Genomic DNA, 13,823 nt, shown 5'->3' with positions numbered 1-13,823 from the left:
CATGGCCTTACTGAAAAGCGCCCATGGCGGCAATATCCGCGAGGCCGCCGCCCTGCTGGGCATAGCCCCCGGCGAGCTGCTGGATTTTAGCGCCAACATCAATCCGCTGGGGATGCCTGCCTCGCTCAGGCAGGCGATCGTTGACAACCCAGGCTGCGCCGAACGCTACCCTGACGTCGAGTATCAACAGCTGCATCAGGCGCTGGCTGCCCACCATCAGTTGCCGGCGGCGCATATCCTCGCCGGCAACGGCGAAACTGAATCGATCTTCACCCTCGTCCACGGCCTTAAGCCGCGGCGGGCGATGATCGTCATTCCCGGTTTTGCGGAGTACCGGCGGGCGCTGCAGACGGTGAACTGTGAGGTGGTGGAGTATGCCCTGCGGGAGCGCGATGGCTGGCAGCTGACCGACGCGATCCTCGATGCCCTGACTCCGGCGCTGGACTGCCTGTTTCTCTGCACCCCGAACAACCCCACCGGCCTGCTGCCGGAGCGGGGCCTGCTGGAAGCCATTGCGCAGCGCTGCCGGGCGCTGAACATCAGCCTGATCCTCGATGAGGCCTTCCTCGACTTTATCCCCGACCAGCCGGGGTTTATTCCTCTGCTGGCGCAGCATCCGCACGTCTGGGTTCTGCGATCGCTGACCAAATTTTATGCCATTCCGGGGCTGCGTCTCGGCTACCTGCTGAACGCTGATGCCCAGGCGGTGGCCCGACTGCGCGCGCGACAAATGCCGTGGTCCATCAACGCCTATGCCGCCCTGGCCGGGGAAATTATTCTCCAGGATCGGGCGTATCAGCGGGCCACCTGGCAGTGGCTGCAGGAGGAGGGAGCGCGTTTCTATGCGCAGCTGCAGGAGATGGCCGGGCTGACCGTGTGGCCCGGGCGTGCTAACTACCTGTTCTTGCGCTGCGACAGAGCCGATTTTGACCTGCAATATGCCCTGCTGCGCCAGCATGTGCTGATCCGCAGCTGCGCCAACTACCCGGGGCTGGATAGCCGCTATTTCCGGGTGGCGATCCGCAGCGCCGAGGAAAACGACCAGCTGCTGGCGGCGTTGCGCCGGGTGCTGGCCTGAGGCCTACTGCAGGATGACGCCCCCGGGCACCATCGCCAACAGATGCTGCTGCGGCCAGTGGGCGGCGATGTCGCTGTCTGCCAGCCGCCATTGCAGAAATTCGACGTCATGCCGACGGCGGTCCAGCAGCAGGCCGACGACGCTGCCGCTGTGCGCCACGTTGAGACCATAGAGCCCTGCGCTTTCCACCAGGTCCAGCAGCGCGTCAAACCCCGGCTTAGGCAACAGCTGCTGGCTGGCAATGGCGCTGATGGTCGCTGCTTCGCCCAGCAGCTGCGGGTTGCCGCAGTGGCAGGCCTGCTGTACTTTCTCCCACGCCAGCTGCAGCCGGGAGGCGTTTGCCAACAGGCCCGGCTCGCGCGGCAGCTGGTGATAGTCGGTGGTGCGCAGCGTCAGCGGGCTCTCCAGCACTAACAGGTCGAGCGCCGGCGGAGGGGGACAGGCGATTTGCGTGGCGGCGGTATTATGGTCGAACAGCGTCAGCTGGCGAAACAGGGTGCTGTCGGTAGGCTCCAGCGCGACGCACAGGCGCGCCAGCGTCGGCTCATCCAGTAGATGGCCCAGATGATGGGCGGTGGCGACGGCGGTGGCAGCGATATCGGCGGTGCTGCTGGCCATCCCTTTGGCCACCGGGATCGTTGAGTGCAGGGTGATGCGGATCTGCTGGCTCAGCGCTGGGGGGTAGCCCCAGTGGGCCAGCAGCTGGTCGACCATCGCCCGCGACAGCGGCCGCTCGTCTTTTCGCGGTACCCCGGTCTCGACCTCGACGGTGCTGTACCAGTCCACCGGACAGGAGACCAGCTTTTCGCTGCCGAGGATCCAGCCCTGGATAAGTTCTCCGCACGAGGCGGGACATTGTGCAACAGCCACGTTTTCACCTTTCCGCTTACCTTCGCCAGGGCGCATAGTGGCATGGCGACCCGCCGGTTACCATGATTCTCCGCAAGAGGAGGCGCGTCGTTTATGCCGACACCGCCAGCTCGCGCGCCTGCGGCAATGCAAGACGCATGACGTCGCGGGCAATCATTAGCTCTTCATTGGTGTTGATCACCGCCACTTTGACCAGCGCATTATCCGCCTGAATAAAGGTCGCGCTCCGCTGGTTTTTCTCGTCGTCCAGCGCGAGGCCGAGAAAATGCAAATTGCGGCAGATCGTCGCCCGCGCCCGGGCGGAATTCTCGCCTATGCCGCCGGTAAAGATCAGCGCGTCCAGACCTCCCATCTGCATGATATAGCTGCCGATAGTCGCGCGAATGCGTTCGGCAAACAGCGACAGCGCCAGAGCCGCCCGTTCGTTGCCGGCGTCAGCTGCCTGTTCGACGTCGCGGTAATCAGATGACACACCGGAGACGCCCAGCAGCCCGGATTCATTATTCAGCAGCTGGCTGAGCTGCTGGGCGGATTTCCCTTCTTTCTCCACCAGCCAGGGAAGGATCGACGGGTCGATATCGCCGCTGCGGGTGCCCATCATCACCCCGGACTGGGGAGTAAAGCCCATTGAGGTATTCACCGACTGCCCGCCTTTGATGGCGCAGACGCTACAGCCATTGCCCAGATGGCAGCTTACTACCCGCAGGGCGCTCAGCGGTACGCCCAGCTTTTCCGCCAGCGCGCTGCTGACATAGTAATGGCTGGTACCGTGAAAACCGTAGCGGCGAATGCCCAGCTCGGCGTAATAGCGCCAGGGAAGGGGATAGAGCCAGGCCTCCGGCGCCAGGGTCTGGTGAAAGGCGGTATCAAAAACCGCCACCGCCGGTACCGCGGGTAACAGCTGGCGAAAGAGACGTATGCCCAGCGCATTGACCGGGTTATGCAACGGCGCCAGCTCCGCCAGGCGCTCGATCTCCCGCAGGGTATCGTCGCAGACCAGCGCGGCGTCTTTGAAGCGTTCGCCGCCGTGGGCGACGCGGTGGCCAACGCCGTCGATCTCCTGCAGGCTGCTCAGGATCCCGCGGCCGGTCAGCGCCTCCAGCAGGAGGGTCACTGCCTCATGGTGATCGGCGATGGGCAGCGTCTCCTGCCATTTCTGTGCCGACGTTTTCAGCGTGAAGCGGGCCTCGGGCAGGCCGATACGTTCGATCAACCCCTGACAGAGCAACGCCCCCTGCGGCATGTTAAGCAGCTGAAACTTCAGGGAGGAGCTGCCGGCGTTAATCGCCATGATTTTATAGGTCATTGATATTCCTCTGCATTCAGGCAGGCGAACAGGTCATCAAGCCCGTCGCCGGTTAACGCGCTGGTGATAAAGATATGTCCGGCGCCCGCCGCCTCGAGCCATGTCCGGACCTGTTGCAGACGGGGCGGGGCGGCTAAATCGGCTTTGGTGATCACCCCGATAACCGGGCGGTTCATTGGGGCGGTAAACCCCGGAGAAAAGGGTGACCAGGGCGCATCGGCATTCAGTACCAGCGCGATGACATCGGCCTCGCAGGCGCTGGTGAGCAGTGCACTGTACAGGCAGCGGTTTTCCAGATATTCCCCGGGGGTGTCGATGGCGGCCGGCGTCCAGACGATGGCCTGGGTTTTCTGATAGCGCAGGGTTTCGCCACGCAATACCTGGGTCAGCGAGGTTTTACCGCACTGGCTGGGTCCGATTAGCATCAGGCGTTTCATGGGCTCAGGTCCGGGTAATTGGGCAAGCGGTGAAGCGCATCAGCTCACCGAGGGTGCGGGTGACCTGCCTGAGCGCGTACTCCACGGCGGAGACATCGCCGGTCAACACCACCGCGCCGGTGAAGCGATCGAGAAAACCGATCTCCACCGCGCCGGACTTGGTAGCGATGTCGCAGGCGATAATCGATGCTTCACTGGGGGTAATGGTAAGAATGCCGATGGCGGAGACCGCGTCCGGCAGACCCAGCTTTTTGAACAGATCTTTGCCAGGATTGGCAATGAGATGCGCCAGAGTGACCTGTTTGCCCGGGACATACTCCTGGATCATGCGTTCGGTAGGGGTTTGCGGTTCCATTATCCCTCCATCAGCTGTTGCCACAGCGCATCGTGCGGTCGCGGGATCACTGCCCGGTGAACCAGTAATCCTTTCTCGCCTGCGCTGTCGCTGGCCACCGTGACGGCGTTGTCGACATCGGCGATATCACCCGCCACCACCATGTAGCATTTGCCGCCGATACCAAACGCCATATGGACCCGCACCAGGGTGACGTTGGCCGCTTTCACCGCGTGGTCGGCGGCGCTGATGCACGCCGCCACGCTCCAGGTTTCGACGATCCCCGCCGCCTGCCGCTGCCCGACCACGTTGAGACCGCTGATCGCCGGTAGTACGCTGGGGTGAATGTTGGCCAGCACCAGGCTGTCCACCAGCATCTCCCCGGCGCGCGCGGTGCCGGCGGCGATTGCCTGCTGCACGGCGCCGACGTCGCCGCCGAGCATCAGCAGGAATTTCCCGGGGCAAAGGGTTCTGCAGAGCAGGAGCTGTACGTTCGCGCTTTTCAGCATGACGTCGCCCAGCTCCATCCCCCTGGCGATGCTGGTCAGTTCTAAAATTCCGATAGCCTGGGTCATGATTAACCTCTTACAAGCGTAATGGCCTGCTCCGTGATGGCGGAGACCAGGCCGTCAATACTGGCGTGCACCGGCGCGCCGAGGGCGTCGGCGGGGATATCCGCCAGCACCTGGCCGCGCGTTACCCGCTCTCCCGGCGCGACGCAGGGCACGGCGCTGATGCCGATATGCTGGCGCAGGGGCAGGGTGACGCAGGCCACCTCCGGTTCCACCGCCGTCAGCGGCGCTTCCTGATACCAGGGATCAAGTCCCAGTTTGCTGATGAGCCGCTTGACCGGCACCAGGCGGTGCTTCGCCATCTCGTCCGCCGGACGCAGCGGTCCGTCGTAGCGCAGGTTTTTCGCCCTCAGCTCACGTTTCAGCAGACGGTTGATGCGCATGGGGGAAATACCCACCGGGCAGGCGACGCTCTCGCAAACGTTGCACTCCGAACAGGTCAGGGCGCTGAGCAGCAGCGACGGGGTGGCCGCCTGGCGATAGTTCACCGCCCGCACCAGCAGATGAGGGGAAAGCTCATGGCCGATCAGGTGCCGGGGGCATAAATCTGTGCATAAACGGCACTGTTCACAGACGGTGCGGGCGATGGCGAGCAGCGTTCGTTCATCCTGCCGCCGTCGCTGGATCAATGGATGGTTGCCCGGGAGCACCAGCAGGCCGCCGGTGGTTTTGGTGACCGGTGTCTCGAGGGAGGTAATAAGCGAGCCCATCATCGGACCGCCGTTGATAAACCCCGGATCGTCAACCGTCGCGCCGCCGGCCAGATCCAGCACCTCGCGCAGCGATATACCCAGTGGTACGGCCAGCGTCAGCGGACGGGCGACGGCGCCATTGACGGTCAACGTCCGGCGAGTCACCGGATAGCCCTGTTCCACGGCTCTGGCGATATTGAGCACCGTCTGCACGTTATTGACCACCACGCCGACGCTGACCGGCAGCGCGGCAGGTGGTACGCGGCGTCCCGTCGCCAGCCAGATAGTGAGCACCTCATCCCCGGCCGGATAGACGTCAGGCAGAATATGCAGCCGGGCCCATTCCGGGAGTCGTGGGGTTAATGCCGCAATCGCCGGAGCATATTTCGCCTTCAGGGCAATGATCCCTTCCCGGGCGCCGGTGGCGGTCATCGCGTAACCCAGGCCGCGAATCAGTCGGTCAGCCTGCTGAGCCATCAGCTGTTGGTCAACCTTCAGCATCGGTTCGCATTCGGCGGCGTTCACCAGCACGGTGTCCACCCGGGCCTGCAGTTTGATGTGGGTCGGAAAGCCTGCGCCACCGGCTCCTACGACGCCAGCGGCCCGAACGCGTTCACGGATCTCCGCCGCATCAATGCTTGATAGTGGCCCTATCGCTTCACTCATTGCAGGTTCTCCAGCAGTTGCGCGATGGCCGCGCCATCGACCGGACGCGGGTTGGTGCGCAGGGTGGCGTCGGCCAGCGCGGCCGGCACCATGGCGGGAATTCGCGATAAGAAAAGGGGATACTTTTCCTGCAGTGCGCCCTTGAGGGTGGGAATGGCGCACTGCTGTTTCAGCGTTTCCACCGCGGTAAGCAGCGCCTGGAAAGCCTCCTGTTCGCCAGCTGCGGGCGGGCAGAAGCGGCAGGCCCTGGCCAGGCGCGCATAGCGCTTAGCCGCTCGCGGCTCGCCGGCATTGAAGCGGATCACCGCGGTCAGCAGCAGCGCATTGGCCAGGCCATGGGGGAGGTGAAACTGGCCGCCAAGCTGATGGGCGATCGCATGATTGAGCCCAAGGCCAGCCTGGCTAAAGGCCATACCGGCGAGGGTTGATGCATTGTGCATTTTGCTGCGGGTCGCAATGCAGTCGCCCTGACGAATCGCAACGGGCAGGGCGCGAAACACCAGCCTTACGGCCTTTTCCGCCAGCGCATCGGTAAAATCGGTGGCCTGCGGCGAGACCCATGCCTCCAGGGCGTGGGTCAGCGCGTCCAGCCCGGTATGGGCTGTGATGGTGGGCGGTACGCTAACCACCAGCGTCGGGTCGATGATCGCCATGTCGGGACAGAGCGCCTCATGGAACAGCGGGTACTTGATCCCTTTTTCCGGGTCGCTGATGACGCAGGCGCTGGTCACTTCCGAACCGGTACCGCTGGTGGTGGGGATCGCCACGCAGGTGTCGACAGGCAGACCGCCCTGCTGGCTGAACCAGACGATAGCCTTGGCGGCATCCATCGCCGAGCCGCCGCCGAAGCCGATCACCACCTGCGGACGCAGGGTCTGCATCTGCGCTATCCCTTTCGCCACGGTGTGAATGGTCGGATCCGGTGTAATATCGCTGAACACGCTGACGCGGTTGCTGGCGGGCAGCGCGGCGCGCAGTCGGTCAAGCAGCGGCGAGCGCGCCAGGAAGCCGTCGCAGACGATCCAGATGTGCTGATGGCTAAAGCGCTGCAGCGCGGCCAGGCTGCCCGGGCCGCTGTAGAGGCGCGTTTGCAGAGAAAAGGTATGCATGGCGCCCCCGGTTAGCGAATGGAAAAACCGTTGGTCAACACGCAGCGCCGCAGGCGGGCGAACGTCCGCGCGGAGGTGGTGCCTTCTCCGGTTGGCGTGGCGATGGTGAAGGTGGTAAACCCTTCGCCGCCGACGCCGATTCCCGCGTAAGACGGGCCATTTTTGACAAAAATGGAGGTCTGCAGGGTGCGTGCCGCCAGATTGAGCCGCGAGACATTCTGCGAGTGCATAATGGCGGTGTGGTGCAGACCCTCCTCAACGCGCAGGGCCAGCGCCAGGGCGCTGTCAAAGTCGGCGACCCTGACGATCGGCAGCACCGGCATCAGCTGCTCGCAGGTCACCCAGGGGTCGTTCGCCTCCACCTCGGCTATCAGCAGGCGAGGGGGGCGAGGCGGAACGGCGAGACCCGCCGCCGCCAGCAGCGCAGCCGGGCTTTTACCGACCAGTTTTTTATTCGCCGCGCCGTCGGGCAGGCAGACGGCACGCAGGGTATCGGCCTCCTGTCGGCTCAACAGCAGCGCGTCAAAATCCTGCATCTGCTGGATCAGGCGGTCAGCGACGGAGGCGACGACGATCAGGCTTTTTTCGGCGATACAGGGCAGGTTGTAATCGAAGGCGGCGCCGCTGATGATATCTTCGGCGGCTTTGACGAGATCGGCGGTTTCATCAACGATGCACGGCGGATTGCCGGCGCCAGCGCCGATCACTTTTTTACCGCTTTTCATGCCCATCGCCACAATGCCAGGGCCACCGGTGATAGCCAGAACGGCAATCACCGGGTGGGACATCATTTGCTGGGTGGCTTCAAAGGTCGGCTCGGCAACGGTCACCACCAGGTTACGGATCCCGCTGCAGCGGTAGGCGATCTCTTCGATCCTGGCGATAAGCTTCAACGAGACCTTTTTCGCGCCGGGATGGGGGCTGAAATAGACGCTGTTACCCGCCGCCAGCATGCTGATACTGTTGTTGATAATGGTTTCCGTTGGGTTGGTGCTGGGCGCCACGGCGCCAATAACCCCGAACGGCGAGTACTCAAACAGCACCATCCCGCCATCGCCGGTGAGGGCGCTGGTAGTGAGATCCTCTATGCCCGGCGTATTTTCAAGAGCGGCTTTATTTTTCAGATATTTATCTTCTTTGTTGCCCATGCCGGTTTCCGTGGCGCTCTCTTCCGCCAACGTCGCCAGCTCGGGGGCCAGCGTCTCCCGCAGGGCGCTGATAATGGCGCTGCGGGTTTTTAGCGGACACTGCTGATAGCGGAGAAAAGCCTGATGAGCGGCGTCGATGGCGCTGCCGACATCGCAGAAAATGCCCTGCTCTTGCTGAGGGGCAGGGGGCGTCGGCGCGAGCTTTTCACTGAGGATGGTGCGGATAAGGGTTTCCAGTTCTGCTGTATTCATTGATGAGTTCTCACGTTAATGGCCGCCATGGCAGCCTGTGCAATAGCCATATCCTGCTCGACGCTGCCGCCGCTAATGCCGAGGCCGGCTATTAGCTGGCCATCGCGCCACAGCGGATATCCGCCGCCAAAGGTGACGACTTTGCCCTGCAGATGGCTCTCCAGACCGTACAGCGCAGCGCCTGGCTGTACGGTCGTCGCGAGCTCGTGGGTGGCGGTTTTCATGGCGACGGCGGTCCAGGCTTTTTTCGGCGCCAGCTCGCTGCTGACCAGCAGCGCATCGGGCATTCGCCAGGTCACGGTTTCGGTGCCGTGTGCGTCAACGATGCTGACCACCACCGGCACCTGCAGCTGGCGGGCGTGTTCAATGGCCTGACGGATGAGCTGATGCAGCTCGTGAAAGGAGAGCGACCCGGCCTGGGCTTTGGGCGCGTCGGGCGCAGGCGACCCGCTGGCGGCCAGATAGCGGGCCGCGATCTCCGTCACAAGGCGGCGCTGGTGAGCGGCATGATCCTCGCTGCGCGCCAGGGCATACAGGCAGTCAGATAAGCGGTTCAGATAACGCAGCAGTATCTGACGGATAGTAACCTCTGCCGCCAGCTCGACCAGCCGGCGCTCCGCCCGTCTGGCAACGGTGCGGGCCAGGTGCAGACGGCTGGCGGCTTCACAGCGTCCGGGCAATACAAACTGGTGCAGCGCCGGCACGCGGGCCATCTCGCGATCGATGGTCTGCTCCAGCAGGGCAATCTCTTCGCTGCTGATATAGCGCTTACCCGGTGATGGCTGTTCGCTGTCGCTGGCGAGCTCCGCGCTGAACCAAAAAATGTGCTGCTGCAGGGCTTCGAGCAGGGTGCGCTGTTCCTCTTCAGCGACGGCGCAGACGCACAGGCTCAGCATGGCGTTCAGTTCATCCAGGGTGCCGTAGGCTTCGACGCGCGGATGCGTCTTGCTGACCCGCTGGCCGGTAAAGAGTGATGTACTGCCGGCATCGCCGGTTCGGGTATAGATAGCCACAGGCGCCCCCTTAGCGTGAAAGTGAGTCAACAATGCCCACGACGGCAAGATCGATGGCCTCATTCGGGCCGCTGAAAACGTGGCGTGCGCTCGAGCCGCTGCAGAGCAGCACCAGCTCGCCGACGCCAGCGCCAACCGAATCTACCGCCACTTCATCGCCGCTCGTGGGGAGAATCGGACGATCGTCGTCCGCGCTTACCCGGCGCACCAGCAGCAGTTTTTTGCCGTTCAGAGAGGGCGATTTTTGCGTCGAGACGACGGCGCCGGTCACGCGTGCCAGATGCATAGTTCACTCCTGCTTAATCAATTGAACATGCCGCGCGACGGCCGCTTCGCGGGCGAGGGCGGTGATAATGGGACGGCGGCGCAGCACCAGATAGCCGCCACTGAAACGGGCTACGTCGGCATAGGTGAGCACCGACGCGGCGTGAAGCCTGACGGGCTGGCCAAGCGGATCGCTGAACGTCAGCGGCAAGCGGGCGAGTTTTTTTACCGCCAGCGCGGGGAGCAGGGCGGGAAGCAGCGTTAGCTGTACCCGAACGCCCCAGGCCATCGCCTCATGCAGTGCGCAACCGGCTGCCGCCAGCGCACGCTGGCCGGCAAGCTGCTCCAGCAGCGGTAAATCCACCTGCACGATGCGCAGCGAAGCGTGCTGGCACAGCAGGCTGCGGATATCCGCTTCGCCGAGCTGGGCCACGCTGAGCGTGGCCGTGCTGAGGGCGCGATGGCGCAGACGGGCGGCGACCTCTTCGACGATACGCTGCAGCATCGCGTGGTTCATGGCTTCGTCACCAGCGTTGCCCAGGCTTGCGCAGCGTCAGCGCCTGCCGCATTGGCCTCGTCAGTATCGATGTGCATCTCAAGACGCATATCCGGGGCAACGCGGACCGCCACGTTGTCGAAGATAAGCCGCCTGTCGCTGCCTTCGATCGCCACCGCGACGCTATCGCCATGGGAGACGCGCAGGATCAACGCATCAAGTGGCGACATATGAATATGTCGCTGGGCAACAATCGTCCCGCCGCTCAACTCCAGTTCGGCAAAGGGGCTTATCAGGCGGATCCCCGGCGTGCCCTGCAGATTGCCGGACATGCGCAGCGGCGCGGCGATACCGAGGATCCGGGCGTCGGTGCGTGAGATTTCCACCTGGCTGGTCTGGCGCAAAGGGCCGAGCAGGCGCACGTTGTTTAATCGCCCTTTGGGGCCAACCAGGGTCACCGTCTGCTCTGCAGCATATTGTCCCGGCTGCAGCAGCGCTTTTTTCGGCTGGATGGGCTGCGCGGGAAAAAGCCTGGCATAGTCAGCCGCCACTAAATGGATATGGCGACTGGAGATACCGATTGGAATGGGACGCTGGCGCATCTCATCCAGCACTTTGTTGACTGTCGAAGCCAGCTGTTGTTTATCCATTACGCGTCACCTCGTTTACCGGCGTGCAGGCACTGCGAGCGGGGATCGCCTTTTTGTCGTGGGCAGTGTGGGTCCAGGCACAGGTTGCAGGTCACCCGCTCCGTAGAGTGGGAGGGGGCGTCTGTGAGGGCCGTGTTCTCCTCCGTCACGGCGACGTCAGGCGCTGGTGAAGGCGCCTGGACGCGGGCCGGCAGCAGGCCTTCCCCGGGCCTGGCGATAACCTTCTGCGCTACCAGCCCCTGCTGCCGTTCGGCGAGTTCGGCCCCGGTCATCACCGCCGCCTGGACAGAGGCCACATCACCGGCGATCTTCACCACCATCCAGCCGGAACCGTTGGTCTTTTCCAGGGCGAGCAGCGTGATGGCGGCCGCTTTCGCCATAGCGTCGGCGCAGGTGATGGCCAGGGCCAGACCGCTGACCTCAAGTAATCCCAGTGATTGCTTCACGCGGTGCTCCTTTTTTGAGGGTCAGACAGATTTCGGCAGAATGGCCTCAACATCGCTATGCGGGCGCGGGATCACATGGCTGGACTTGACCTCGCCGACCACGCTGGCCGCCGCGCTGCCGGCGTCAACGGCGGCTTTGACCGCGCCGACGTCTCCGCGGACCATCACGGTAATCAGCCCGGAGCCAATTTTTTCGTAACCAATCAACTGCACGTTGGCGGATTTCACCATTGCATCAGCGGCTTCAATGGCGCCAACCAGGCCTTTCGTTTCAACCAGTCCTAGTGCGTTATTCATACTGCGTTCTCCTGTGGATTAAGCATGGCGATCCCGAAATGGGATCCCTTTGACGAGACGAGCCGCATTGTTGCCAGTGTTTCGCCGGGCCAGCCTGTTCTGGTGATACATCAGCGAAAACAACGGAGTTGATGCGGGTAAATTTTTGTAGTGCACGATGAGCCGTTCCCGGTCGCAGGCGATGCCTACCTGCAGCGGCGAACGCTGCGCCGCCTGCCAGGCGTGATGGATAAGATCGCCGCCGGTCTGCGGCTGCAGAACAAAAGGAATGCCTTCCTCTTCAATGCCCAGCAGGACATCGCGCCACTGTTCGCTGCATTCGTCAGTGACGGCAATGACGATGGCGGGGGCGACTACGCTACTCTCCATGTGTGCCTCCTTTTTGCCAGGAAAGGAGTAATCCGCTGGCGACCGCATTGCGTGGGCCTTCACAGCCGCGGATGTTGCCGCGCCCGGCAACCAGCCGGTAGTGCGCCAGCGCGTCGGTGACCAGCTGGGGGATCTCGAAATCGAGGGACGAGCCGCCCACCAGCACCACGAACGGGATGTCGCGAATGTTGCCGGTAGGGCTCACCTGGCGTAACGCTCGCAGGGCGTTGGTGACAAAGACGCGTGATTTGGCGCTACGGCGAATGGCGCGCACTTTCTCCAGCGGCAGATCGCCGGGCAGGGGAACCAGTTCATCCGGTTTCACCACGCAGACGCGGGCAAATACCGTCGGTGGTAAGGCCGACGGAAAAAACTGGACGCTGCCGTCTTCATGACGCAGATGAAACAGGCTTTCGACTTTTGCCAGCGGATATTTTTTGATCTCTTCCGCCAGATAACGGTCCTCAAGCCCCAGCTCGCGAGCGATGATCATCGTGACCATATCGCCGGCGCCGGCCAGGTGAGTGGCGCTGATCTCTCCCTGCGCATTGATAATGGAGGCGTCGGTCGACCCGGCGCCCAGATCGAGGATCGCCAGCGGGCGCGTGGTGCCGGGAGTGGTGAGCGCCCCAAGAATGGCCGCCTCCGCTTCGGCGCCGCCCACCTGAACCGCAATCTGCAGTTTGTGCTCAATTTCACGGGCGATGAGGGCCATCTGCAGGCGATCCGACTTGACCATCGAGGCGATACCCACCGCCTGCTCCAGCGAGAACTCTCCCGCAAGACCGCCGGTCACGCTGACTGGCACCGCCGTATCAACGGCCAGCAGATCCTGAATGCGGATCTCCTGAGCTGGCTTATTGGTAAGCTCCGCCATGGTCTGGCGCACGTGCTCAAGCATGCCGCCGATATTGGTGCCCGCTTCTCCCGCGACGTTGTCCAGTTTGCCGCAGCCGTCAACCGCTTTCATGATGGCTTCCGCCCCGGCGGCCACATCAACCTGTACGCTGCGCCCCTGAGCGATGAGCAGCAGATTACCTGCCGGAATAGCGCGGGCCTTGACGTCGCCGGAGGGGGTTTTCACCACCACGGCCGAGCGGTTGCCAATCAGCGCCCGCGCCATTGGCACGATATTTTTGGTCTCCTCGGCGTTGAGATCGAAAACGGTCGCAATACCGTAAGGGTTGGAGAGCGTTTCGATGATCTTACCGGGTAAAGCGACCTCGACGGCCGCCAGCATGCCAAGTGGAATCCGGTCGATATGCTGAACTTCGTCGATCACCGGTAGCGGTTGCTGTAGCCGGTTATTGACCAGCACGCCGTCATCCTGCTGCAAAATAATGCCGGTTATCTGATAGCCCGCTGCCGTTGCCGCATTGACCATCGCGGCGACATCGGCAAAGTCAAAGGCCGAGGAGACCACCAGAATATAGGGAGTGTCCGCGGAGCAGGACAGCAGCGCCTCTGGTGTGATGGTGATGCCGACCCCCAGTCCGACGCCGCCGGGTGTCTTCGGGTTATGGCCGATCATGGTGGACTCGGTGATGATGGTTTCCGTGATGGTTTCCATCGCCACATCGCCAATGACCGGCGTGGCTTCGTTAATGCGAATAAGCGAAATATCGCTGAGCTGAATGCCGGCCGCTTTTGCCGCCTGCGTTAGCGCCTCCTGGATACCGAACACATTTCGTAATGTGCCTTTTATACCCGTGGTTTCAGCCAACGCGCTGTGGCGAATGTTCAGCACACCTGCGTCATCGACCGTCGCCAGGGCGACTTCTGTCGAGGAGTTGCCAATATCAATGCCAGCGATATAGCGCATGC

At 63.0% G+C, this 13,823-nt stretch carries 17 protein-coding genes; 1 reads left to right on the top strand and 16 read right to left on the bottom strand.

Annotated elements, in window-relative coordinates; translation table 11 throughout:
- Position 1: 1 nt before the first annotated feature.
- Positions 2-1,078 carry a threonine-phosphate decarboxylase CobD gene (gene cobD / locus RRF55_RS10825; RefSeq protein WP_130974833.1) on the top strand — a complete coding sequence of 359 codons (1,077 nt, stop codon included), beginning with the start codon at positions 2-4 and terminating at the stop codon, positions 1,076-1,078.
- Between the two features lie 3 nt (positions 1,079-1,081).
- Here cobD and RRF55_RS10820 read toward each other — a convergent pair whose 3' ends face one another.
- The 16 genes from RRF55_RS10820 to RRF55_RS10745 all read right to left on the bottom strand — a co-directional run bounded on the left by RRF55_RS10820 (position 1,082) and on the right by RRF55_RS10745 (position 13,821).
- Complete coding sequence (locus tag RRF55_RS10820) at positions 1,082-1,948, bottom strand: GHMP family kinase ATP-binding protein (protein WP_004193729.1); 867 nt, start codon at positions 1,946-1,948, stop codon at positions 1,082-1,084.
- Between the two features lie 91 nt (positions 1,949-2,039).
- Positions 2,040-3,254: an acetate/propionate family kinase gene (locus RRF55_RS10815; protein WP_032438962.1), complete on the bottom strand. Its 1,215-nt coding sequence runs from the start codon at positions 3,252-3,254 to the stop codon at positions 2,040-2,042.
- Positions 3,251-3,691, bottom strand: coding sequence for a propanediol utilization protein PduV (pduV, locus tag RRF55_RS10810; protein WP_004185483.1), 441 nt, complete (start codon positions 3,689-3,691; stop codon positions 3,251-3,253). The genes RRF55_RS10815 and pduV overlap by 4 nt, the downstream gene beginning before the upstream one ends.
- Positions 3,692-3,695: 4 nt before the next feature.
- Complete coding sequence (pduU, locus tag RRF55_RS10805) at positions 3,696-4,046, bottom strand: propanediol utilization microcompartment protein PduU (RefSeq protein WP_002915850.1); 351 nt, start codon at positions 4,044-4,046, stop codon at positions 3,696-3,698.
- Positions 4,046-4,600 carry a propanediol utilization microcompartment protein PduT gene (gene pduT / locus RRF55_RS10800; RefSeq protein ID WP_004181171.1) on the bottom strand — a complete coding sequence of 185 codons (555 nt, stop codon included), beginning with the start codon at positions 4,598-4,600 and terminating at the stop codon, positions 4,046-4,048. The genes pduU and pduT overlap by 1 nt, the downstream gene beginning before the upstream one ends.
- Before the next feature lie 2 nt (positions 4,601-4,602).
- Entirely contained in the window at positions 4,603-5,955 is a 1,353-nt protein-coding gene (locus tag RRF55_RS10795) for a 4Fe-4S dicluster domain-containing protein (protein ID WP_004174545.1), read from the bottom strand.
- Positions 5,952-7,064, bottom strand: a complete 1,113-nt coding sequence (gene pduQ, locus RRF55_RS10790) for a 1-propanol dehydrogenase PduQ (protein ID WP_087847668.1) — start codon at positions 7,062-7,064, stop codon at positions 5,952-5,954. Before pduQ ends, RRF55_RS10795 begins: the two co-directional genes overlap by 4 nt.
- A gap of 11 nt (positions 7,065-7,075) precedes the next feature.
- A complete protein-coding gene (pduP, locus tag RRF55_RS10785) occupies positions 7,076-8,464 on the bottom strand; it encodes a CoA-acylating propionaldehyde dehydrogenase PduP (RefSeq protein WP_048332159.1) in 1,389 nt (462 codons plus the stop codon).
- Positions 8,461-9,477 (bottom strand): two-domain cob(I)yrinic acid a,c-diamide adenosyltransferase PduO, encoded by a 1,017-nt coding sequence (gene pduO / locus RRF55_RS10780; protein ID WP_004185478.1) that lies wholly within the window; start codon positions 9,475-9,477, stop codon positions 8,461-8,463. Before pduO ends, pduP begins: the two co-directional genes overlap by 4 nt.
- A 10-nt stretch (positions 9,478-9,487) precedes the next feature.
- Positions 9,488-9,763, bottom strand: a complete 276-nt coding sequence (locus RRF55_RS10775; RefSeq protein ID WP_002915814.1) for a EutN/CcmL family microcompartment protein — start codon at positions 9,761-9,763, stop codon at positions 9,488-9,490.
- A 3-nt stretch (positions 9,764-9,766) separates the two neighbouring features.
- A complete protein-coding gene (pduM, locus tag RRF55_RS10770; protein WP_004900288.1) occupies positions 9,767-10,258 on the bottom strand; it encodes a microcompartment protein PduM in 492 nt (163 codons plus the stop codon).
- Positions 10,255-10,887: a phosphate propanoyltransferase gene (locus RRF55_RS10765; protein ID WP_094315938.1), complete on the bottom strand. Its 633-nt coding sequence runs from the start codon at positions 10,885-10,887 to the stop codon at positions 10,255-10,257. The genes pduM and RRF55_RS10765 overlap by 4 nt, the downstream gene beginning before the upstream one ends.
- Positions 10,887-11,333, bottom strand: a complete 447-nt coding sequence (locus RRF55_RS10760; RefSeq protein ID WP_002915808.1) for a BMC domain-containing protein — start codon at positions 11,331-11,333, stop codon at positions 10,887-10,889. Before RRF55_RS10760 ends, RRF55_RS10765 begins: the two co-directional genes overlap by 1 nt.
- Positions 11,334-11,354: 21 nt before the next feature.
- Positions 11,355-11,630 carry a propanediol utilization microcompartment protein PduJ gene (gene pduJ, locus RRF55_RS10755; RefSeq protein ID WP_002915806.1) on the bottom strand — a complete coding sequence of 92 codons (276 nt, stop codon included), beginning with the start codon at positions 11,628-11,630 and terminating at the stop codon, positions 11,355-11,357.
- Positions 11,631-11,648: 18 nt separating this feature from the next.
- Positions 11,649-11,999 carry a glycerol dehydratase reactivase beta/small subunit family protein gene (locus RRF55_RS10750; RefSeq protein WP_002915803.1) on the bottom strand — a complete coding sequence of 117 codons (351 nt, stop codon included), beginning with the start codon at positions 11,997-11,999 and terminating at the stop codon, positions 11,649-11,651.
- A complete protein-coding gene (locus RRF55_RS10745; RefSeq protein WP_004174565.1) occupies positions 11,989-13,821 on the bottom strand; it encodes a diol dehydratase reactivase subunit alpha in 1,833 nt (610 codons plus the stop codon). Before RRF55_RS10745 ends, RRF55_RS10750 begins: the two co-directional genes overlap by 11 nt.
- Between the last annotated feature and the right edge of the window lie 2 nt (positions 13,822-13,823).

Source organism: Klebsiella sp. K47, from assembly GCF_051858335.1.
Taxonomy (GTDB): domain Bacteria; phylum Pseudomonadota; class Gammaproteobacteria; order Enterobacterales; family Enterobacteriaceae; genus Klebsiella; species Klebsiella pneumoniae.
This window is presented reverse-complemented; position numbering and strand designations above follow the sequence as displayed.